Genomic DNA, 23,433 nt, shown 5'->3' with positions numbered 1-23,433 from the left:
ATAACATTAGCAAAAGTTTATGGAATTCCAAAATTAAACCGCAGGCACGCTCGAGTACTTGATAAAAGGAATCGAGCTGCCTGCGGTTTTTTTAGGATAGAAGTCAACCACAAAAAAATCACCCCGTTCTACTAACGTAGGGAGTGGAGTTCAAAACCATATCTAGTCTGTCTGATTCTCAATTTCTTCAGCTTGGTTTTCAGCTATCCAGTAAAGGAGCTCTCGTTCCTTAGACTTTAGCTGCCGATCAAGTTTCTGTTCAAATTCTTGAAGAAGCTGGGTGTAGATCTGTTGGTGCTGACTCATTTGCTAAAACTCCCCCTCTAGTTTGTTGAATCTGTAAGTTGCAGAAGGTATATTTAATATTTTTTTAATATAATAATTCTGTTTGCGTTGAATATATCATAGTCTGCAACTAGTCTCAATCCATTTATTTACAAATTGTGACTTTTTATTAAGCAGGATTCCCCGTTTTTCTACAGCTGCGGAACTCAGGATCATACAAAAAGCAAGGATTAAGGAAGCTTATAATGATGAAACGAGCGGGTGGATCAATCAAATTTTATCGTAAAAAAAGCGGTTCGGAAGAAGGCCATCCCTTCTCCTGAACCGCTTGCATTATTTTTGCAGCACATACAGTGCCTGTTTCGTTGTGGAAAGAGCCTGATCGTGCAATCTGGCTGTGGTTGCGGCCATCTGTTTCCCAATTCTTCTCCTTTGATCAAGCATCCGCTGCGCTTCCTTAAACAAAAGGTGTCCGTCCCAATTTTCCGCTTCCACGTGCCATCCGTTATCGAGCTCATACATAGCAGCGAAGGAATCAATTTTCGGATCATAAGAGAGCGGGAGGAACGGGGTGTGACTTACGGCTGCAAAAATGAGCGCATGCAGGCGCATACCAATCAGAAGGACTGATTCTGCGATCCGCTCGAGCTTTTCTTCTATGGACTCATCCCCGGGGGCGACGACAGCGGGTTCAGTCATTTGCAGTTCTACGAGTTTTGCGAAGCGTTCATCCTCTTCTCCGTGCATCGGAACAAATAGAATGGAAAAACCTTGCTGAGCCAGCTGATCACAGGCAAAAGCAAGCTTTGGAATATAGGATTCGGAACCATTCCAGGAACGAACACTAACCGCGATCTGGTGCTTTTTCTGTACAGACGGGGCGTCATAGCCAAAGACCGAATCGGGTACGACGGAGCAGGCCTGCTTCACGCCAAGCGATTGAAGCCGCTGTTTAGAGTCCTGGTCGCGAACGGTAAGTCCGTCGACGCGATTCAAAGTGTACCTGGTCAGTTGTTTTCCAACCGGCTGGTCAAACGGCCCCATCCCCTGAGCATAGATGAATACGGGTTTCCCGAGCCACTTTGCCATGTTGATAATGGTTGTATAATAGATGATCGACTTTGGACCGGTAGCATCCTGCAGGAGACTGCCGCCCCCTGATATCAGCCCATCACTTGCGCGCAGGACGCGGCGTATGTCACGGAAATTCCAGCGGCTGACGGTTTCTACTCCATAGGTGGTAGTGGTATGGATTAGATCATCCGAAAGAACCGTAATGCGAATATCAGGATGGAGGGTGCGAAGCTGTTTAATCATGGAGGAGAGAATAGCTTCATCTCCTGTATTATGAAAGCCGAAATAGCCAGATAACACGACGTGCATCATTATCACTTCCTTTTCTTTTTTTAGATGAGGGCGGCTACGGAAACAACTCGCTTTCCTGCGGGGGAACTGGCAAGCCTCCTCAGTCGTTAACACTCCTTGTGGGGTCTCGCCTAGCTCCTTCTCCCGCGGGAGTCTCGTCGTTTCCTCCGCCACCCCAACGATATCTGGTGAACGGATCCTGCTATAGAAGACAGGAACCATACTGCATCTGCCTCAAATGCTTCTATAACAGGGTTCCTACACGTAAACAAACATTAAAACTCAGGGTGGATTATAGATTACCCTTGTTCATTGGAAGGCGATTATGCAGAGATTTTCGAGCTCTCCATAATCGCAAAGGGGCGGAAGGGAACGGCGAAGACTCCTGCGGGATGAACATGATCGGTGAGATCCCGCAGGGCTGTTAAGCCCGAGGAAGCTCAGCACATGCCGCGGAAAGCGAGTCGTTCCCTGGAGCCCCTTTCTCCACCTCATATCTCGAAATAGAGTCTTCCACAATCCGGCTCTATACCTTAATAAGCTATTCATGAAAACCAAGTTTAACAGCATCTACTTTTTAATAATCAGCTTATAGATTCCAACCGCGAGCAGTCCGATCAGATAGCCGAACACGATGCTGTAGCCTGTCCGGAGCAGGGAAATGTGAAGCGGAATGTGCAGATGGGTGAACGTATTAACGATCGACATAAACCCGATCACACCAGGTACAAGCAGTATTTTCCCCATGCGCTTAAACCGGGGGAGCACGGCCAGAGCTAACAGATAAGCTGGAAAGCCCAGGAGAAATTCCTTCGACCGCGGCCGTGCATAAAGCCACTCTTCAAGCTTCGTCCGGAACCACAACTCAAACTCACTCACAGCCTGGCTATTCCCACTTCGCAGCACATAATACACCGCTGCCGCTCCCGCGAGAACAATAAGGATCACGTGCCAGCCCTTCAAAGACTCTTTCACTTCTTTAAACGTAAGTCCCCACAGGGCATAAACTCCAAAGAAAAGCAGAGGAACGACGTAAAGCAATTTGACTCCCCGGAACAGGGCAATACCTGTTAAGAACACCGTACCATTAAGCAAAGCGATAATGATCACGATCCCAGCCAGGCTGATGCCCAGCGCTTTCAAATAGGAAAAGGTTATGTCCTTAATTCGTGTGCTGCCACGAGACGTTGCTTTGACCGCGTAAATCGGAGTGACGAGTCCCACTCCCAGGGCGAATCCCTGCAGGAATAAGAGAGAATCTGTTATCAGGTAAGCGATCATAAGCCCAAGCGATGCAAAGGCGGCAAGCCATCCGAATAAGCGGTAATGGAAAATGGAGACGACCGATTGATAGATAAATAGAATCCCGGCTAGAAACGCTGCGAGCTTTGCCAATAGCGGTGGCGAGAAGTCTTTCCATCCATCTGCTTCATTCAATTCAAAGGCAGACGGCATGGCTTCTGTTATCTTTTCTAAGTAGGTGATTGTATGATTCAGTGGATCGGCTTCCATAGAAGATAGCAGGATCGAGCGCTGATTACGTTCTTTCACGGCGCGCAGCGTGCGGTCCACTTTTTCTTCTACGGTCTGGTGGCCGTGCAACAGATCCAGGTCATGCATCCGAATCACGTTGTAGTTCAGATCATCGGTAAATTCCTTGAATCCTTCGAGCCGTTGGAACTCGGTAAAATAAACGCCTTCTGCTCCTTCTGAAAGAATGCCGGCTAATTCGTCCATAGCGGCTGTATCAGGATAACCGGGAACCTTATCTCCGCTAATATGTACATAGTCCGCTTCACCTTCATAATAGTGAACCGCCGCCTCCAGCTCACGTTTCCAATCCTCCGCGCTGTTAGCTGAAACTGAAGTAATCACGTCCAGATTAGCATCTGTAATTTCAGAAACCGCTTCTTCCGGCAGGGAGGATCCCTTTATATCGACCAGCACGGAGGTGAGACCGGCTGCCTGCAGCTGCTGAAGCACAGACGGAAGAGAGGTGTCAGATTCTTCCATCTCCTTTGTATGTTTATATGGAAGGACGAGCTCGTAGTCATCCTGTGCCCTTTCGATAGAGGAGCGCTCATATAAACTTGGGATCGTTGCTGTGAGTAAAAGAATCATGATGATCCAAAGGACACGCGGTTTGTTCATGGGTCTGCCTCCTTGATTAACTGAAATATTTTCCGAACATCGGCATGCGCTTCAGTGTTTCACGATCGATGGCTTTTAGAGCATATAGGCACCCGATATACGCGATACCTCCGAATACAATGGCAAGAATGGAGTAAGTAAAGGCTTCCCATCTTCCCCAGTCAGCCACAGAGTAATACAGAGCCGGCACGCCGACCAGGATTCCCATTACAAGAGAAGAGCCGATGATTTTTAAGTCGCTCTTGGACACGATGGTGAAGGCGATGTATCGGACAATGTATAAGGTGTTCACGATGGTTAGAAGCACATAGACAATCAGGGTAGAGAGACCGGCGCCTTCAAGACCCAGCCACCCAACGAGCCACAGGTTGAGAAAGACTTTAACTACCACTCCGGCGATAATAATGATCGCCGCTTTCCGGGCAAAATCAATACCCTGCAGGATACCGGTCCCTACAATCGTAAGCGAGGTGAAGACAGAGCTTATGCCGAGAATCGCGATAACAAAGCTGCCTTCTGCATTCGTAAACAGGGCGACGTTTAACGGAATGGCGAGAGCGGCAAGGCCCATCGCTGCCGGCCACGAAATCAAGTTCGTAAGCCGGTGGGTGACTTCAATAGTGGAACGCATATCGGTGCGGTCGCCTTCTTTTTTCTTCGCTGTCAGTAACGGTACGAGCGGAAGGATAATGGATGTCGCAAATACGGTTGCAATTTGTACGAGAGACAAGCCGCGCCCGTAAATTCCGTAAAGGTACGTAATAGAAAGGGAGGACTCTTCATGGTGACGGTCAAGACTAAAAGGGATCGTAAACGAATCGACAAAATTAAGTAAAGCCATCGTGACGGTACCAATGGCGATGGGAATAGAAATCCGTAGAATGGTCCGGCTCCACGTTTTGAAATCGCGAAACGAATAGGATGTGCTTTTTTGAATCCGTTGCGGAGATTTTACGTAGGTGAAGCGTAAGTAAATGAACGACGCGATAACCCCGAACAGAGATCCCGCCATGACGCCTCCAGCGATCCATTCATTTGAGAAGGACAGGCGCGTCAATATGTAGGCGATAAGCAATACAAGCGCTGCACGGAAAAACTGTTCAAGTACCTGGGAAATCGCGGTCGGATTCATATGATCGAAGCCTTGAAAATATCCGCGGTAAACGGCCATGTACGGAGCGATTAACAGTCCGGTCGCTACAAGCAGCAGGGCTGGTTCGGTTTCCGGTCCCCCGAGTAACTGACTGATCGGGGAAGAGAATACAGCGATCAGGGTAAAACTGACCAAACCAAATAAAAGACCGAGAATACTTGCGGTCACGTAAATGAGTCGAATATGTAAGTGGTTTTCTTCCGTACGGGCTTCCGCAATCAATTTCGAGATGGCAAGTGGAATCCCCGCGACGGATAAAATCAGCGTGACCATATAAACGGGATAGACCAGGGTGAAGATTCCAAGCACTTCGTCCCCGGCAATATTTTGGAGTGGAATACGGAATAAGCTGCCCAGTATTTTAGAGAACAGGGCAGCCAGAGTTAAGATGAAGGTGCTTTTTAAAAAGGTTGACTGGCTCATAAGGAACGCTTCACTTTTTGGCGAATGACGTGGTATGAAAACCGGGGAAGAGCAAGCATTCGTTTCCAGCGCGTCGGCTGCTGCAGAAGTCGGTAAAACCATTCGAGGTTCTTGTTCTGCCAGCTGAGCGGAGCTCGTTTCACTTTACCTGCGATGACGTCAAAGCTGCCGCCAACACATAGAAATACACCTTTATTAAATTGATCAATATGTTCTGCGATCCAGTTCTCCTGCTTAGGAGCCCCTAGAGCGACAAAGACGAGATCTGGGGAACATTGCATTATTTCCTCGGAAATAGTGTTATGATGCCAGTCGAAATATCCGTCATGAGAGCCGACAACTTGAATGTGAGGATAGAACTGCTGGATGTGTTTCTTCACTTCCTCCAGGGTATCCCGGTGGGCTCCGAGCAGATAGATCCGGTAATGGTTCAGGTCGGCTTGCTTTAACATCTCGATCATAACATCATACCCCGTCACTCGTTCAGGAAGGGTCTGACCTAATAGACGGGAGGCTTTCACGATACCAATACCGTCTGCGGTTATGTATGTAGCACGGTGAAGACTTTTCATGTAAGCTTCTTCTTGATTCGCGCGCATGACAATTTCGGGATTCGCTGTTATGACGAAAGATTTTTCGTGTTTTTGTATATGCTGGTTCAGCTGTTCGACAAGAGTCGAGTGGTTGGTGATTGAGAATGGAACACCCAAAATGTTAACGTGCTTCATGGTATGATGAGACTCCTTTAATTTACACATTCCTACCCATTTAATATAACATAAAAAAGGAGCAACCATATAGCGGTTGCCCCTTTGTAATGGGAATGAAATCATTCACTAAGAGGTAATTTTCTGAGACTAATTCCATAGGCGGAGTAGCCATGACTGTAAACAAACGCATTCTCATAGGTATTGGATTCGATATTTTTCGGCGAAATTTGATACCACGTACCTAGAGCATTTGTTTCGTTTAAAATTTGTACTGTAGCGCCTGCTTTTGGAAGTGTGTAAAGTTTTTCAGCTCCTGCATTAGCATCAGCACGCACATTCACATACGTCGTGATGGTTTCAGCGAGGTCATAAGCTGCGTTTTCTTTAGGCGTCCCGTATTTGTTACTTAAATACGTATCTGCCCGGTACATATGACCGGCAATTTTCTGGCCCCAGTACACATCAGAAGCGTAATAAACGTTCATCCCTGAGCTCTTATTCCCGAGATGAGCGCCACGCGCTTTCCAAGTGCTGGAGTCAAAGTAGCCGGGTACGATGAATTCAGAAGCCGCATCAAGGATTCCTTTTTCATAACTATCATACGTCCACGCGTCTTGGTAAGGGTTGCCGTCATTGGCCCCAATCCCGAAGAGGTTGTTTTTATCGCGGGCAATTTTACTTTTACCCCAATTACTTTCGTGAATCGCATGCGCGAGCAGGTAAAGGGCATTCGTTCCGTGTAATTCCTCTGCTTTCTTGAAAGCAGCGCCTGTTCCAATTAGAGGACTGTCCGGCATCTCAGCAGCGATGAATTCATCGAGCTGCTCTCCAGTGTACGAGGTTTTGGTATAGAGAGGCATGCGGTTGAAGTATTGATGAGCTTCGCCTGCTTTGCTGCCATCTTCGTTATAAAAAGTACTGCCGTTATAGCTGTAATACTTTTCGCCCGTATTCATGAAGGACGGAGCTGCCCCGTATTTGTAAGCAGATGAGCCTTCCGTAAGAGAATTATAGATTCTGTGATACAAATCCCCATTTTTCTCGTAGTAATAAGAATGGTCCTTCACCATATGCTGCGGCGTCAGGTTAATCTTAGCGGCATCCACATAGCCCGTTGTATCCGCAAGCTTAATCTTCACGGTATCTTCGTTGATCTCCAGTAATTCCACTTCAACACCTGAAGTCATATATGTAAGCGAGCGACTTAAATCACTAGAATCATAGAGAACCGTGTACGCATTGGATACCGCGCTTCCTTCGTTCATCCACACAATATTATTTCCTTTCAGAACTACTTGATCATCATCAGCATGGCTGACGGCTTCTTCATAGGTTTCATATTCATCCTGAACGACCGGATCCTGATCGAGAGACAAGCTGACCACTTTATAATCCAGCTCTTTCGGAGGGTCCAATACGTTCATTAACCGGTTAATAACAGCTGCCGTTTCTCCGCGTGACGTCTCGTCTTTTGGAGCAAAGAACAGCGTACCGTCTGAATTCTGCTTTCCGCTGATAATTTCCAGGTACGTTAACCTTTCCACAGATTCGACCGCGTAATTCGAAATCTCCTCATTATCGGCAAAAGCTAAAGGCTTTCGTTCTGATACGACGTTTTTCGCCTTGGCTGCATTAATCATCATCATCGCCATGTCCTGTCTGGTGATGACCTTGTTCGGTTTGAAGTCTCCACCCGGATAACCATTGACCAGCCCGTTATTATAGGCGATCATGATCGACTCGAAATACCAGTCATCAGGTTCCACATCTGTGAAGTATTCCTCCGGTAATTCTCCATCACCTAATTGTAGGTCTAATGCACCATTAAGGAACACAGTGAACTCTGCTCTTGTGACGGAGTTACTAGGTCTATAAGTACCGTCATCATATCCATTCATGATCCCGGCCTCAATCAAAGCACGCAGATCCTCCTCGAATGGTGTACCTGTAATATCATCTTCCGCAAAAGCTGTCGAGACCATTGAAGTTAAAGTTAAAAATACGACAAAAATCGACAAGATTACCTTCTTCATTCATCACCCTCCTAAATTCATTCTTTATTAATCTATCAAAATAAATTGGAAATGAATAGGTGAGAAAGAAAGTTTTAGGAATTTTTTGAAGGTTTAAAAGGCTTAGAATCAATGTTTCCTACCACATGTAAATTTATTTTAAACTTTTTTTAAGTAAATATTTAGATAAATGAGACTAATTAACTATAAATAATCTGCTGACAGGTTTCGATATTAATAAAGACGTTCCGGTAGTAATTAATACAATTTTTGACATAGCACTCACTCAACCAGTTCGAACATAGATAAAGGAGGAAATGCGCTAACCAATAGATTCTAGAAATGGTCTCTCTGTCCCTCTCTGACAATGGTTTTATAAATTATTTAAGAAGGAGCATGTTGAATATGATGAGAAAAGTCTGCAGTCTGCTGTTTGCCCTGATCGTGATGACAGTCGTTACCATTCAATCGACGGATAAGGTGTATGCTGCCTTAACGGATATCCCGGACAAATATGCCAGTGAGATCAATTACTTAATTGAGCAGGAAATTATCTTCGGTTATCCGGATGATACGTTCAAACCTAAGAATGCGGTTACTCGCCAGGAAGCCGCTACGATGATTGGAAGATCCCTGAATTTAGAGAACAACCGTCAAAACACTAAATTTCCAGATGTTACAGAGGAACATTACGCTTCTGGCTACATAGCGTCAGCTGCTGAGGAAGGGATTATCAGTGGATATGCTGATGGCACATTTCATCCCAATGAAAAAGTAACACGCGCTCAAATGGCTACATTGATCGCCAGAGCTTTTGATCTAGAAGAAACAAGCAGCCACTCGTTTACAGACGTAGCAAACAGTGCCTGGTATTACACACCGATTAATAAAGTAGCCACAGCAAAAATTACCGTTGGTTACCCGGATGGTACTTTCAAGCCAGGTAAAGATATTACAAGAGAAGAATTCTCTGTCTTAATGGCACGTGCCATGGACGGTAATGTTGACTCGGTAGGCCAGGAGTCAGAGCCGGACCGTACCGAAACGGTTATCGGTGAGAAAATGGTTACCACGGATGGCTTAAACGTCCGTAAAGGGCCAGGAACAAGCTATGATATCGTTGGAAACTTTTCAGATGGCCAGGAAGTAAAAGTACATGAAGAAGATGGAAGCTGGAGATACGTTTCTGGAAATGGCGTCGAAGGGTATGTACATAGTGCTTACTTAGCTGACATTCCAAAACCAGTCATTGCAGAAAAAATCGTAACCACGGATAACTTAAATGTAAGAAAAGGACCAGGAGTCAGCTACGATATCGTTGGAAAGTACTCCGATAATCAGAAAGTTGATGTTCATGAAGTGGATGGAGACTGGAGACTGGTTTCCGGAAATGGTGTCGAAGGGTATGTACATAGTGCTTACTTAGCCGACATTCCAAAGCCTGTCATTGCAGAAAAAATTGTAACGGCCGATTCCTTAAATGTACGTAAAGGACCAGGAACCAGCTACGATGTTGTTGGTCAGTTCACCACCGGACAAGCAGTTGATGTTCATAAAGAAGAAGGAAGCTGGAGACTGGTTTCCTCAGGTAGTCTGGAAGGTTACGTCCACGAAGCTTATTTAACGGACAAACCAAGTGTGAACCGTACCGTAGCGATTGATCCTGGACACGGCGGAAGCGATCCAGGAGCTGTAGCTAACGGATTGGTAGAGAAAGAAGTCGTTTTAGACGTTTCTCTTAAAGTTCGTGAGTATTTAAGAGACACAGGAATCAATGTAGTCATGACCCGCTCAAGCGATTGGTACCCAACACTTGACGGTCGAGTGAACATCGCGAATAGAAACAATGCGGATTCTTTCGTCAGTGTTCACGCTAATGCCTTCTTAAGCAGTGCGAATGGCGTAGAAACCTTCTATTATGCTAAGGGAATGACAGATCGCGAGTATAAGAGCTACAAACTTGCCGGTTATATTAATGAGCGTCTGCACAGATCTATGGAAATGACCGACCGCGGAGTTAAAAATGCCGGATATCGAGTAATCAAAGCTACTAATCTTCCAGCCGTGCTTACAGAAATTGGCTTTTTAACAAATGATGAGGATGCTGCTAAATTAAAAACACAAAAATATCGTGATGAGGCAGCTAAAGCTATTGCAATGGGGATCGTAGACTATTACAATTGGAGAGAATAATAATGTAAGAGCGACCATTTTTTGGTTCGCTCTTTCAATTATTTGTCAGCGGTGAGCACTTTGGAGGAGGAAGATCTATTGAAAAAGTTAATGGTTGTCATGGTGTTACTGGTTTCAGGGGCTTTGGGTACGCCTTCTGCTTCTCTGGCAGCTTCTGATCAAGATTCAGAAGGGGGAAAAATGGAGCGCGTGGTAATTCAGTATAAGGAAGAAATTGATTTAAATGTGCTGAAGAGTATCCCGCACACCATTCATTACCGTTATGATTCTCTTAATTCTGTAGCGGTAACGATACCAGGCAATAAGATTTCTGAGTTGAAGGGTGAAACTGCAGTCAAATCAATTGAAGAAGATGGCCAAGTTCAAGCGAGTTTCCAGGAAACTTCCTGGGGAACAGACACAGTGAAAATGAACCAATCAAGAGCCATGGGGCTATCAGGCGAGGGAGTTAAAATTGCTGTCCTGGATACCGGGGTTGCGAGCAACCACCCTGACCTGAATATAGCCAAAGGAATCAGTTTTGTTAAAGGAACCAGTGGTTATGAAGATGATAATGGTCACGGAACACACGTAACAGGAATCATAGCCGCCCAGGATAACGAAATTGGCACTGTGGGCATCGCTCCTAATGCAGAGATCTATGCAGTAAAAGTGCTCGACGAAAAAGGAAACGGAATGAATTCAGAAGTGGTGGCCGGTATTGATTGGGCCATTGATCAAGATGTAGATATTATTAATCTAAGTCTCACATCCTGTAAACCTTCTGATCTCACAAAAAATGCAATCAAGAAAGCTAGAAATGCTGGCGTGCAAGTAGTAGCTGCTGCAGGAAACAAAGATGTATGTGTATCAGAAAATATTAATGACATTCTTTATCCGGCACGCTTTCCAGAAGTAGTTAGTGTAGGTGCTGTTACCAACAAACTGGATGGTTCGGATTACACGTATGATGGACCTTCCCTCGATTTCACAGCTCCTGGCGCACGAATTGAAAGTACTTATATTACAAATGATGATTACCCAACCGGCTATGCAAACATGAGTGGGTCTTCAATGGCTGCTCCTCATGTTACTGGAGTGCTTGCACTCTATCATCAACTATTTCCTGATTTAACAAATTCAGAAATAGAGTCTCTTCTTGCTTCTAACTCTCTTGATAAAGGAGCAGCTGGGAAAGATAATACTTACGGCAACGGAATTGCGCAAGCACCAACCACACCTTTTAAAGATTTTGACAGAAGCCATTGGTACAGTAGTGCCGTTGAAAATCTTTCACAAGGAAACTTAATCAGTGGTTATGACGATGGTATGTTTAAAGCAAAACGATCCATTACACGTGAAGAAGCAGTAGCCATGGTAGGTCGTGCTTTGGAACTGAATGGAGAAGAAAGAGCAACGGATTTCCCTGATGTAAGTCCAGGTTCATTCGGTTCCGGTTATATTTCTTCCGGTACTTCTTCTGGCTTCATTTCTGGTTATACGGATGGGACATTCCGTCCGAAGCAGGCCATTAACCGTGCGGATGTAGCGATGATTATCGATCGTGCGTTCAAGATTGATGGATCTTCTTCTGAAAGATTCAGTGATGTGAGTGAAAATGCTTACTATTATGAAAGTGTTTACGATTTGAAGGCAGCGGGATTCATTTCTGGATATCCAGATGGAACGTTCCACCCTTCAAATGAAATTACACGTGCTGAGTTTTCTCTGATTCTTTCTAATGTATTGAATCAATAGTTTGATAGAATCATAATAAAGGTGAAAACCCTGAAACCTTCCTATAGGTTTCAGGGTTTTTTCTGTGTTAAAGACTTGATTTCCAGACATTTGTTGAGCGGAAGGTCCTTCGGGGGACGATTTCGCTTTCCGCGGGCATGTGGTGAGCTTCCTCAGGCTTCGCCTTCCGGGATCTCACCGATCATGTTCATCCCGCAGGAGTCTACATCGTCCCCCTTCGGACCTTGCAAAATATGGAGCTCGAAATCATGTTTAAAACACCTCGGTTTATGATGGAGCTCAACTTATAACAATAATCAAGTACGTGTGGAAAATTCCCACTATAGAAGCATTTGAGACGGATCAAGCATCGTCCTATATTGCCTATAGAAGGGTCCGTTCACTCTTCAATCGCAGGGTGGCGAAGGAAACAAGGAGACTCCCGCGGGAGAAGGAGCTAGGCGAGACCCCACAGGGAGTGACAGCGACCGAGGAGGCTTGCCAGTTCCCCCGCAGGAAAGCGAGTTGTTTCCGTAGCCGCCCTCATCTATTTTTGGGCAACGGACCCGAGTTATTTCACAACTGAGTCTTAAAGTATACGGCCCTATATGGAAGAAATGTTTTCATGAAAAACCAACAACTCCACTTCTCCTCAAACTCTTGTATAGATAGCAGCTATAATCTTAGAAAATAACAATCTTTTCTTGAGTTCCGGTAAAAAAATTGTAAAATTTTAAGTTTTTAGAGGAATTTTATGGACAATCGTGTAAGATTTATAGTGTAGGCTTTTTATAAAATGGGGGAGGAAAGTAGAGTACATATATCCCTTTGCCACGGTCGTTAAATAGAAAGCCAGGTTTATAAATTGAAGGAGGAGTTTTATAAAAATGAAAAAGCTACATAGCAAGTTTGTTGTATCTTCCATGGGAGCCGCTCTAGTGGCGTCCGCTTTAACTCCAGCTGTTAGTATTTCCGCAGAAGAAACATTCCCGGATGTTCAGGAAGACCATCCCTATTACGAAGTCATTCACCAGCTGGCAGAGGCCGGTGTTGTAAAGGGGTATGAAGATGGAACATTCCGTTTAGGTGATTCCGTTACACGTGCGGAAGCTTCTCTTATGCTTGCCAAAATTCTTGATCTGAATTTGAATGCAGATCCTGCTCCTTATCCAGACGTTAACCAGGATCACTGGTATGCGGACGCCATCAATGCCCTTCATGAATCTGGTATCATCCACGGAATGGACGACGGCACGTTTGCTCCACACGCAAAAATGTCCCGGGCTGAATTTGCTCAGATCATTATGGAAGCCTATGGAATTGAACCGGAAGAAGCCGGACATCCATTCGAGGATGTCGAAGAAGGCGAATGGTATGAAACGGCTATCGAAACGCTTTATGCCAATGGTTTAATTGTAGGACAGGATGAAAATCATTTCGGTCCGGATGCTGATGTGAAGCGTGGAGACTTTGCCTGGCTTCTAGCAAATACAGACTATGATTTCGGTTCAAAACTGCCGAAGCCATCGGATTTCGATCTTTCTCTTATGCACACCAATGACACGCATGGTCATTTAGAAGACGTGGCTAAACGCGTCACAGCCGTTGAAGAAGTACGCGCTGAAAATCCGGATGCACTGCTGCTGGATGCAGGAGACGTATTCTCTGGTACGCTGTATTTTAATAAATTTAAAGGCCAGGCGGATCTGGAGTTTATGAACATGATGGACTATGATGCCATGACTTTCGGTAACCACGAATTCGATCTTGGTTCCTCTGCGGAAGGACACCAGGCCCTCAAGGAGTTTGTAGAAGGAGCTGAATTTCCTTTCGTCAGCTCGAATGTTAACTTTTCTCAAGATGAGAATATGAGAGATCTGTATAACAGCTTCATCAGTAAGTATCCACGTGATGGAGAGATCTACAACAGCCTTGTTAAAGAAATTGACGGGGAAGAAGTAGGAATCTTCGGTTTAACGACTGCGGAAACAGCGGATATTTCAAGCCCTGAAGATATTACATTTGATAACTACATTCAAACGGCGGAAGAGCGTGTAAGAGCTCTGGAAGCGCTGGGTGTAGACAAAGTAATCGCGTTGACTCACCTTGGTTTCAATGACAATCCTGCTTATGATAATGATCAGATGCTGGCGGAAGTGGACGGCATCGATATTATTGTCGGCGGCCACAGCCACACCAGCTTAGATGAGGCTGTGGAAGTAACGACGGATGAAAATGGTGATCCCAAAGACCCGACGATTATCGTGCAAGCGGGTCAGTACGGAGGAAACCTTGGGACGCTGGATGTTGAATTCGATGAAGACGGTGTCGTAACGGATTACTCCAGCGAGCTGATTGATGTCTCTGAGAAAGAAGCAGATCCAGAAGCAGCAGAAGAACTGAAGAAATATTCGGATGACATAGAAGAGCTTAAGAACGAAGAAAGCGGAGGAGTAGCTGAGGAAGCATTTCCGAATCCGCGACTGGGTGACGGAGGAACGGTAAGTGTCCGTAACAGCGAGACAGCACTTGGCAATCTGATTGCTGATGGCATGCTGGATAAAGCGAAGGAATACAACAAAGATGTTGTAGCGGCCTTCCAAAACAGCGGCGGTATCCGTACTTCGATTGACAAAGGAGCGATTACACTGGGTGAAATTCTAACCGTGATGCCTTTTGGTAATACGCTTGCTACAATGGATTTGACAGGAGCAGAAATCAAAACAGCTCTTGAGCGCAGTGTAGGCCAAGTCCCTGAAGAAAACGGCGGATTCCTGCAAGTATCCGGCTTGAAATTCACGTATGACAGCTCAAAAGATGCAGGCACTCGTGTTGTAGAAGTGGAAGTAAATCAGGGCGGTGCATGGGAAACATTGAATGAAGGAGATACGTACACAATCGCAACCAACGCCTTCACAGCTAAAGGCGGCGATGGCTACGACGTATTTGCTCAAGCCTATGATGATGGCGACGTAACAGATCTTGGTCTTTCCGATTGGGAAGTATTCAGAGACTATGTAGCAGAGCAAGGCACGGTCACACCTTCTATTGAAAATCGTATTGTAGATGAGAATAACAACGATAACGACAGTGACTGATCATAAGGAAATAGAACAAACCAAAAACCCGTAACGATCGCATCGATCATTACGGGTTTTTTGCTGGTTATTGGTATAAACTTCCACCTCAGGTCATCCAGATTCTGGATGACCTGAGGTGGAAGTATTTTGAAGTTCTTATTGTTTATTTCTTTTTGGATTTTTTCTTTAGTTTTTCTAGTTTTTCTTTGGCTTGTTTGCGGCGGTCGGCTGTCTCCTGTTCGAGCACTTGATAGTCCTTGCCATGACCGAGGTCGGCGGGTTCTACCAGATCTCCTTCTTGGGCGTGGGAAGGCATGCGTTCTATAGGAATCAGCTTCTCGTTAAATTCGTTTCCTTTTTCTAAGAGAACGGCTTTCCCGTTTTCAAAACGATCGATGGTATAACGCATGGATCATTCACCTCAAAGTGTAATTTGCGGCTTGATTTCTTCAAGCGTAGCTTCTCCGATATAACTCACATTGAGCAGCTCTTCGTAGGTTTGGAAAGCACCGTAAGTTTCACGATACTCGATAATGTTTCCGGCAATGGTCGTGCCGATGCCGTTAACTTCCTGCAGCTCCTCGTAGCTTGCCGTGTTTACGTTAATCAATCCAGGACTTTCCCCATCATTATTACCATCATCCTGCTCAGCTATACAAGGGTCGCTGCCATCGAAGATCGAAGCATTTACGTCATAGCTGTTTCCGGTGGAGGTGATCGTAATATCCCCTTCGTCACAGGTGGAGTAAAGTTTGACGTCTGCCTGCCACAGGCGGTTCACCACTTCAGAGTCCGGATGTCCGTAAGAGTTTTCTCCATAGGATAGGATTCCCACTTCAGGCTGTACTTCATCAATAAATTCAATAGAAGTGGACGTCGAAGCACCATGGTGGCCGACTTTCAATATTTCAGCTTCTAGATTGTAAGCGGGGAGCATTTCTTCTTCATTATCAATGGTAGCGTCTCCGGTTAATAAGAAGTCAACTTCCCCGTGAGTGACCTTTAACACGATCGAGGATTCATTGTTATCACTGGAAGATTCTTCACTGTTCATCACTTTCATACTCATGTCTTCATAGGACAGAACTTCCCCTTCGACAGCCGTATCAAAAGGAATATCTTTCTTGTCGATCAAGTCCAGGTATTCCATGTACGTATCCGTCGTGTGGTATTTGCCGCTGTCGAGCACTTGCTTCACGTCCATTGTTTCCAGTACATCGATTAAACCGCCGATGTGATCGGCATCCGGATGAGTAGCAACCATTAAATCAATCGTGTTGATTCCGGCAGATGCTAAGTAATCCACCACTTCTTGTCCCGCTGATTTACGTCCGCCATCAATCAGGATCGTTTGGCCGGATGGCGTTTCAAGAAGCGTGCTGTCACCCTGGCCGACATTGATGAAATGAGCGGTCATATCATCGAGAGGACGAAGGCTTTTATTAACGGTGTACGATAGAACAACCGAAAATTCAGCACGGTTAATCGATTGAGTCGGGCGGAATGTACCGTCCGTATAGCCGTTTATGATGCCTTGCGACGCTAGGTCTTTAATAGCACCGGTCGACCAGTAATCACCGACGTCGGAGAAGAAAACACTTTCTCCGTAATTTCTTTTGACGTCATAAGCTCGGTCGATTAAAAAGGCCGCTTCATCGCGCTTAATATTAGCGTCCGGTTTGTAGGTTCCATCCGGGTACCCGGACACTAAGCCTTTTTGTGCGGCTACGGCGATCGCATTGTAGTAAATACTGTCTCTGCTTAAATCATGAAATCCGGGATCTTCCTGGGCTTCTGCATTCGGGTACAAGTCGTTGACGAGCATCATCGCTGCCTGCGCACGAGTGATCGGGTCCCGGGGACCGAAGTATCCGTTCCCGTACCCATTAATAATCCCTTCATTACTTAAATACGTAATTTCTTCTTTCGCCCACGGCGTTTGATCCAAGTCGCGAAAAGCATCTTCCGCCTGGGCGGGTTGCGTCGTTAAAGCTGTAACCAAAAGGAATGCAGCTAGAAACGCTATCCAATTTCTCATTATGCGTACCTCCTAGTTGTTTAGTCTAACCATACTAGGAATCTAGTCTATTGAAAAGGGATTGTAACAAAACTGCCAATTATACCCACCTCAGGTCTCCCAGATCCTGGGAGACCTGAGGTGGAAGGAGGTGGTAATTGACAGGGTGAGGGTATTTAGTTGTGGTTTCTTGTGGGACTATATTCTTTAGTATCCATTTAATGTTACAATCAGGTTACAAATATTGATAGATTAGTAGGAGGAATTATATGAAGAAACGCACCAGGTATTCGATTACATCGATGATGATCAGCCTCACTCTTGTAGCCCCGACACTCTCAGGTTTGGCTCCATCATCTTCGGTCCAGGCAGAAGAAAGAATGAAGAAGATTCCTTTAGAGGAGATAACGAAAGGTGAAACACAAACGTCCAAACCGGAAGAGGGAGCTTCTTTCCAAAAGGATGACAGACCCGTCAAACAAGTACATAAGAAAGAGAGTTCCAAAAGCTCCAAGCAAGTAGAAGAGGTCGATCTGAAAGATGTACATAACCGCGGGATATTAATCGAAGTGAAGGAGTCTTCATCCTTTTCAACAGAGGCGTATGAAGTAAACGAAGGGCCTTTGTCCGAAGCGCTCAAGCGGCATAACTTCCGTCTGCTTGAAGTGAAAGAAGACGTGGATTATAACCACGTGCTGCAGCAATTAAACGAAGACCCGGCGGTCCTTACTGCCGATCCAGACTACATAAGTGAAACATCCTACGTTCCTTCCGATCCCAAATATTCAGGGCAGTATCAGTATGATGACATGAATATGGAGAAGACCTGGGATGTGACGCGAGGGTCTTCCGATACAACCGTTGCGGTACTGGACACCGGCGTCTACAAGTATCACGAAGATCTTCAGGGCGTCGTGCTGCCAGGATATGATTTTGTTAATAATGATGCAAATCCGGGTGACAATCACGGACACGGTACGCATATCGCCGGATTAATCGCGGCGAACTTTAATGACCGGGGAATCGCAGGTCTGGCTCCAGAGACAAAAATTCTCCCAGTCAAAGTAGGGGACTCTGAAGGGAGATTCAGCGATTCTAACGTTTTATCCGGCATTTACTATGCCATAGACCAGGGAGTGGACGTCATTAATATGAGCTTCGGAGCCTATCATCGGTCAGATGCCGAAGAACGCGCGCTCTGGAAAGCCTATAATGAAGGAATTGTTCTCGTAGCTGCAGCGTCCAATGATGGAATTCGGGATGCATCTTATCCAGCTTCCTATTTTCCAGTCATCAGCGTTGCAGCCACGGATCGCTCCGGTTACCCGGCTCTTTTCTCCAATTACGGAACATGGATTGATTTAGCAGCTCCCGGCGTTTTTCTGACCAGCACGTCTTATATGGGCGGCTATACAAGTATGAGCGGGACATCCTTTTCAGCTCCGCTTGTCTCCGGACTTGCCGCTATGATGAAAGGGGAGAACCCCGACTGGAATCCGGATGAAATCGAATGGGCCATGGAAAAACATGCCGAAACCCCTACCGGAAGCAGGTGGGAGGAAGAGTATGGATATGGCATTCCCGATGCATATGAAGTCATCACCTCAGCGGCGGTCGATTTAAAAGATGATGTCAGCAACAACCAGGAAAGCTCCTTCCACTTGGAAAAAGGGCAGCCGAAACGGGAGAATCTCGACACGCCGAACGACTCCGACTGGTATGATTTCCGCGTCGATCATCCCACCACGGTCAGCGTCGATGTAACCAGCCGATCGGACAATGAAGATCTCGTGGTCGCCGTCTACAACCGTTATGGTGAGCGACAGGTTTTTGATGGAGAGTGGAAAGGGAGCGGCGAATCGTTCACCTTTGAAGCAAGCCCCGGCAAGTACACGGTGATGGTGTATGATTACTACAACCACTGGTCCGATGAATCGTACGTCATGGAAGTCAATTGGCCGGACCATCCGTACAAGGACGAAATCGTTTATGAACAGGAGCCGAATGATTTCGCCTCGTCCGCAACGAAACTCTCTTATGAACAGGCAGCGGTCGGCACCTTTGACACGGCCGATCTGGATTACTATAAAGTGGATTTCCCTTATTCAGGAAGCGTCGATGTGACCCTTGCCTCGAATGGGGACGCCACCCATATTGATCCGGAGGTTACCGTTGCAGCTTATGATCAGGAAGGAAATAGGCAGACGTTAGAAGCGGCGTCTGTTCAGCAATACGAGCAGGACGGCGTAGCCTATAATACCGCCACCATCGATGGGATCACCCGCGGCACTCATTATCTGATTGTCGAGAACGGTACCGGAGAAGCCGACCGCAATGAAAACTACGTAGTAAGCATGGACTATAATGAAAAAACATTCCCGGATGTCACGGGTACGTGGGCCGAACCTTATGTCAGCTACCTGTCCAGGGAAAATCTGATGACGGGGTACCCGGATGGAACGTTTGGTTTCCACGATGAGATTACCCGCGCGGGAGCGGCTACGATGATTGCCCGTGAACTGGATCTACCTCTCAAGGAAGCGGACTTTCCTGATGTGCCCAGCCGTCACTGGGGATCGGAATACATCGGTGCGCTTGCCGAGGTCGGAATTTTGTCGGGTTATGAAGATGGCACTTTCCACCCGAACGGGACACTGACGCGAGCGGAAATGGCGACACTCGTTGTTCGCGCCTACGAATTAACAGGGGAGAGTTCCAGTACCTTCCCTGACGTAAAAGCTGATTCCTGGGCCGCCTCTTATATTGATACACTCACAGCGAACGACGTGATCAAAGGCTTTCCGGACGGCACCTATCGTCCAAATCAAGCGATTAAGCGCTCCGAGTTTGCCGTCATCATGGCCAAACTCCTGAGTGACGAACTATAAACCGATAGCCAAAAAGACCCGGTCCATGATTAGACCGGGTCTTTCTTATGCTTCCTTTTCCGGAATATCCTCCGTCGTTCGTCCCTCAGCCAGCACGGCCAGCCATCGTATCAGCGCCGTAAACATAGGAGAATCCCTGTCATCCCAAAGGACAACAGGGATTCTATTTACTGAATCGGATAAGCTTTCCATCTCGATAGATCAATAGTTTCACTCAGGATCATTGACTCTGGAAACACGAATGTCCACGGCTTACTTGTATTGCCTTTCACTTCCACATGCTTCAGCTTAAACGCTCCCTGCGCTACCACATCGCCCGTCGCATCCTTAACCTGGAGCGGCAGGTGGGGGAGGTTGATCGAACGGTCGCTGCCGTTACGAATCAATAACGCCACATGAAGCGCACCTTCTTTCTTCTCAGCTTTTAAACTGACAAAATTAATCTCGCCGGGCTTCGGCGGCTGCAGACCCTCTACATATCGTTCCAGTTTCTCCGCATCTCCAGCCGGAAGGAACTGCTCAAGACTTTCATCTAAGTCAAGCGTGTGCTTGCGGTGCTTCTGATTCGGTTCAATGACGAGCTTCCATCCGTGCACCGGCGGATTGGCGTCGGACGTGACCCGGTGCTGCTGCTCAAACGTAAATGTCCACGGACGGCTGGATCTCGCCGGTATCGTCCCGACCTTCTTCAGATCAAACCATTTTCTCGCAACGGGAAACCCCTGCCGATCAAGCAGGAGGATGGTCATCGTCTTTAAATTAATACTTCGCGATAAGGCATTCCTCACGAACGCTTCGACGACAAGCGTTCCGTTTGTCTGCTTCAAATCGACGCCGTGAATGCTGAACTGGTTCGGTTTAAGCGGCGGCAAATCATTGTTCCAGAAGCGGTACACGTACTCGTCTTCCGGGTCAAGCTTCCAGTCAGGATGGTAGGAAAGCTCCGGATACACAGCTTCCTCTCCTGAGGATTCTCCGGCCAGACCGAGTTCCTGGGCATTGACCGCATGTTCGTCATACGCCGTATCGGGGGCGTGCTTTTTATGGTTTCGAAAATTAAACATCGGGGGATTCCTCCTTGGATTTCTCTAACGGCTCCAGCACCTCAGCCATCCAGAGGACCATTTCCTGCCGGATGGATGCAAACGTCTGGGTGAACAGCTCAAATCCGTCCTGCTGATAGAGCCGGACCGGATCTTCCTGCTGGTACTGCCGGATGCCGACGCCTTCTTTCAGGCGGTTCATCTTATCCAGGTGACGGACCCAGTGCCGGTCAAGAATGCTTAGCGCACCCTGGGCAACCTTGTGCTGCACAGACGCCCGGATTTTCCATTTCTGAATCTGTCCCTGATAACGCTCGACCAGCGCATGAAGGTTGGAGATCACCTCCGCTTGGTCTTCATAATGGACTCGAGCAAGTTGACTATCTATTCCCGGAATGGCACGTTTTAAATCCATCTCGAGCTTATCCAGGTCCCATTCTTCAGACGCTTCTCGTTCCGGACAGTACGTTTGCACGAGCTCGTGAACGTAATCCAGGACCATAGGCGCGAGGATTCCCATCGGATCTTCACTTTGAAGGATCTGGTTGCGCAGCCTGTACACCACGGTGCGCTGATCATGGATCACGTCATCCAGCTTCAGGATGGAAGCCCGGATGTTCGCCTGGCTGCCTTCGCTGATTTTTTGAACCGTATTCATAAAAGAATCAATCGGACTCTGTAAAATTAATCCGTCTTCGTTCGTCTTCGGATGTTTCCATTTTCGGTCCCGCTCGGTCTGACCGAAGCGCTCGACGATCTCATCTTCTAAGGAAATCAGGAAGCGGGAGGAGCCAGGATCACCCTGACGTCCGGCCCGTCCCTTCAGCTGATTGTCTATGCGCCGTGATTCATGGCGTTCCGTTCCGATCACATGCAGACCGCCGCGTGCGGCCGCACCTTCGCCAAGTACGATATCCGTTCCGCGTCCGGCCATATTGGTCGCAATCGTCACCTGGCCGACCTGTCCGGCGAACGAAATCAATCGCGCTTCCTGCTCCACACTTTTCGCATTCAGGAGCTCATGACTAACCCCGGCTTCCTGAAGCAAGTTGGATAGGTATTCCGACTGCAAAATAGAAGAGGTTCCGATAAGAATCGGCTGTCCTGACGCGTGTACCTGTTCCACCTCACGGACAATCGCGCGGTACTTGTCTGCCTGCGTCAAGTACACCTGATCCGGATGGTCTTCCCGAAGGACAGGTTCATTCGTCGGAACCGCCCATACATTCAAGCCGTACACACTTTGAAATTCACTTTCCTCGGTTTTCGCCGTCCCGGTCATGCCCGCAAGTCTCGGGTACATCCGGAAGAAGTTCTGCACGGTAATCGACGCCTGAGGCTTATTCTCTTCTGTGATCGCAAGCCCTTCCTTCGCTTCCAGCGCCTGATGAAGTCCATCGGAGAGCGTGCGCCCTTCCATCAGCCGCCCGGTGAATGTGTCAATCAGCTTAATCTGCTGGTCCTCCACCACATAATCCTTATCTCTATGAAAAAGAACCCGGGCACGGACCGCCTGCATCATGTAGTGATAAAGCGTCTGATGCTCGAGGTCAAATAGATTCTCAATATCAAACGCGCGTTCGATTTTATGTATCCCCTGATCGGTAAAATGGACCGCCTTCGTTTCCGGATCCAGCTGATAATCCGCATCCTTTTGAAACGTACGCATCACCAGAGCCCCCAGTTTATGTAGATTCGCGTGGGCCTCCATTTTGCCGGCGATCAACATCGGCGTCTTCGCTTCATCGATCAGCACGCTGTCAATTTCATCAATAATCGCGACATGATAGGGGCGCTGTACCTGGTTCTTTTGGTCCCGTGTCAGATGATCGCGAAGATAGTCGAATCCGAAAGCGGTTCCTGTCCCGTAGGTCAGGTCGGCCTGGTAGGCTTCTTGTTTCTCAGTTTGGGAGATTTGGTTCAAATTCAAACCAGTAGATATCCAGAGGAAGTCATACAAAGGACTTAGAAGTTCATAATCACGTTGTGCTAAATACTCATTAGCCGTAATCAAATGGACACCCTTTTCCTCTAAGGCAAACAGATAGCCGGAAAGGGCTGCCACAAGCGTCTTTCCTTCGCCGGTCGCCATCTCCGCAATGTTTCCGTCCGACATGATCAGTCCCCCGAGCAGCTGGACGTCATAGGGACGGAGACCAAGTACGCGGCGGGCGGCTTCCCGCACGACGGCAAAGGCTTCTGCGCGGATGTCATAAATGGCCGCTCCCTTATGTAAGGCGGTCTTGAATTCGCTGGTTTTCGCCCGCAGTTCATCGTCGGACAAATCGCCCACCTGGGCTTCCAGTCGGTTGATGGCGCGGAGTTCCTGATCGTAGTTCTTCCATTCACGTCCCCGTTTGTCAGGGAAGAGTTTCTTCATCATGGTGGATGCTCCTT

The 23,433-nt window shown here is 47.0% G+C and carries 14 protein-coding genes; 4 read left to right on the top strand and 10 right to left on the bottom strand.

Annotated elements, in window-relative coordinates; genetic code table 11:
* Positions 1-162: 162 nt before the first annotated feature.
* The 6 genes from BMZ06_RS20570 to BMZ06_RS02535 all read right to left on the bottom strand — a co-directional run bounded on the left by BMZ06_RS20570 (position 163) and on the right by BMZ06_RS02535 (position 8,120).
* Complete coding sequence (locus BMZ06_RS20570) at positions 163-306, bottom strand: hypothetical protein (RefSeq protein ID WP_175477777.1); 144 nt, start codon at positions 304-306, stop codon at positions 163-165.
* A gap of 312 nt (positions 307-618) precedes the next feature.
* Positions 619-1,668 carry a polysaccharide pyruvyl transferase CsaB gene (csaB, locus tag BMZ06_RS02555; protein WP_175477776.1) on the bottom strand — a complete coding sequence of 350 codons (1,050 nt, stop codon included), beginning with the start codon at positions 1,666-1,668 and terminating at the stop codon, positions 619-621.
* Positions 1,669-2,220: 552 nt separating this feature from the next.
* Positions 2,221-3,801, bottom strand: coding sequence for a DUF5693 family protein (locus BMZ06_RS02550; protein ID WP_089749837.1), 1,581 nt, complete (start codon positions 3,799-3,801; stop codon positions 2,221-2,223).
* A gap of 16 nt (positions 3,802-3,817) precedes the next feature.
* Entirely contained in the window at positions 3,818-5,377 is a 1,560-nt protein-coding gene (locus BMZ06_RS02545) for a putative polysaccharide biosynthesis protein (RefSeq protein ID WP_089749835.1), read from the bottom strand.
* Entirely contained in the window at positions 5,374-6,105 is a 732-nt protein-coding gene (locus BMZ06_RS02540; protein WP_089749882.1) for a WecB/TagA/CpsF family glycosyltransferase, read from the bottom strand. The genes BMZ06_RS02545 and BMZ06_RS02540 overlap by 4 nt, the downstream gene beginning before the upstream one ends.
* Before the next feature lie 101 nt (positions 6,106-6,206).
* Positions 6,207-8,120: an S-layer homology domain-containing protein gene (locus tag BMZ06_RS02535; protein ID WP_089749833.1), complete on the bottom strand. Its 1,914-nt coding sequence runs from the start codon at positions 8,118-8,120 to the stop codon at positions 6,207-6,209.
* Positions 8,121-8,504: 384 nt separating this feature from the next.
* Here BMZ06_RS02535 and BMZ06_RS02530 point away from each other — a divergent pair, with 384 nt between their 5' ends.
* The 3 genes from BMZ06_RS02530 to BMZ06_RS02520 all read left to right on the top strand — a co-directional run bounded on the left by BMZ06_RS02530 (position 8,505) and on the right by BMZ06_RS02520 (position 15,106).
* Positions 8,505-10,292 carry an N-acetylmuramoyl-L-alanine amidase gene (locus tag BMZ06_RS02530; protein WP_175477775.1) on the top strand — a complete coding sequence of 596 codons (1,788 nt, stop codon included), beginning with the start codon at positions 8,505-8,507 and terminating at the stop codon, positions 10,290-10,292.
* 78 nt (positions 10,293-10,370) lie between these two features.
* Positions 10,371-12,029 (top strand): S8 family peptidase, encoded by a 1,659-nt coding sequence (locus tag BMZ06_RS02525; RefSeq protein WP_089749830.1) that lies wholly within the window; start codon positions 10,371-10,373, stop codon positions 12,027-12,029.
* A gap of 866 nt (positions 12,030-12,895) precedes the next feature.
* On the top strand, positions 12,896-15,106 hold the full coding sequence (locus tag BMZ06_RS02520; RefSeq protein WP_089749829.1) for a 5'-nucleotidase C-terminal domain-containing protein: 2,211 nt from the start codon (positions 12,896-12,898) through the stop codon (positions 15,104-15,106).
* Positions 15,107-15,251: 145 nt separating this feature from the next.
* On the opposite strand, the gene BMZ06_RS02515 is transcribed toward BMZ06_RS02520, so the two are convergent.
* Together BMZ06_RS02515 and BMZ06_RS02510 are read right to left on the bottom strand one after the other, a co-directional pair.
* The gene (locus BMZ06_RS02515) at positions 15,252-15,497 is read right to left on the bottom strand and encodes a DUF3006 domain-containing protein (protein ID WP_089749827.1); all 246 of its coding nucleotides are present in this window, start codon (positions 15,495-15,497) and stop codon (positions 15,252-15,254) included.
* A gap of 12 nt (positions 15,498-15,509) precedes the next feature.
* Positions 15,510-17,126 carry an S-layer homology domain-containing protein gene (locus BMZ06_RS02510; RefSeq protein ID WP_089749825.1) on the bottom strand — a complete coding sequence of 539 codons (1,617 nt, stop codon included), beginning with the start codon at positions 17,124-17,126 and terminating at the stop codon, positions 15,510-15,512.
* A gap of 248 nt (positions 17,127-17,374) precedes the next feature.
* Here BMZ06_RS02510 and BMZ06_RS02505 point away from each other — a divergent pair, with 248 nt between their 5' ends.
* The gene (locus BMZ06_RS02505; protein ID WP_089749823.1) at positions 17,375-19,993 is read left to right on the top strand and encodes a S8 family serine peptidase; all 2,619 of its coding nucleotides are present in this window, start codon (positions 17,375-17,377) and stop codon (positions 19,991-19,993) included.
* 167 nt (positions 19,994-20,160) lie between these two features.
* On the opposite strand, the gene BMZ06_RS02500 is transcribed toward BMZ06_RS02505, so the two are convergent.
* Together BMZ06_RS02500 and secA2 are read right to left on the bottom strand one after the other, a co-directional pair.
* Positions 20,161-21,057 carry an accessory Sec system S-layer assembly protein gene (locus BMZ06_RS02500; RefSeq protein ID WP_089749821.1) on the bottom strand — a complete coding sequence of 299 codons (897 nt, stop codon included), beginning with the start codon at positions 21,055-21,057 and terminating at the stop codon, positions 20,161-20,163.
* Positions 21,050-23,419, bottom strand: a complete 2,370-nt coding sequence (gene secA2, locus BMZ06_RS02495; protein WP_089749820.1) for an accessory Sec system translocase SecA2 — start codon at positions 23,417-23,419, stop codon at positions 21,050-21,052. Before secA2 ends, BMZ06_RS02500 begins: the two co-directional genes overlap by 8 nt.
* Positions 23,420-23,433 lie beyond the last annotated feature (14 nt).

The sequence above is a fragment of the Halobacillus alkaliphilus genome, assembly GCF_900113125.1.
GTDB lineage: Bacteria > Bacillota > Bacilli > Bacillales > Halobacillaceae > Halobacillus > Halobacillus alkaliphilus.
The sequence above is the reverse complement of the archived record's forward strand: the minus strand, read 5'-3'. Positions and strand labels throughout refer to the sequence as shown.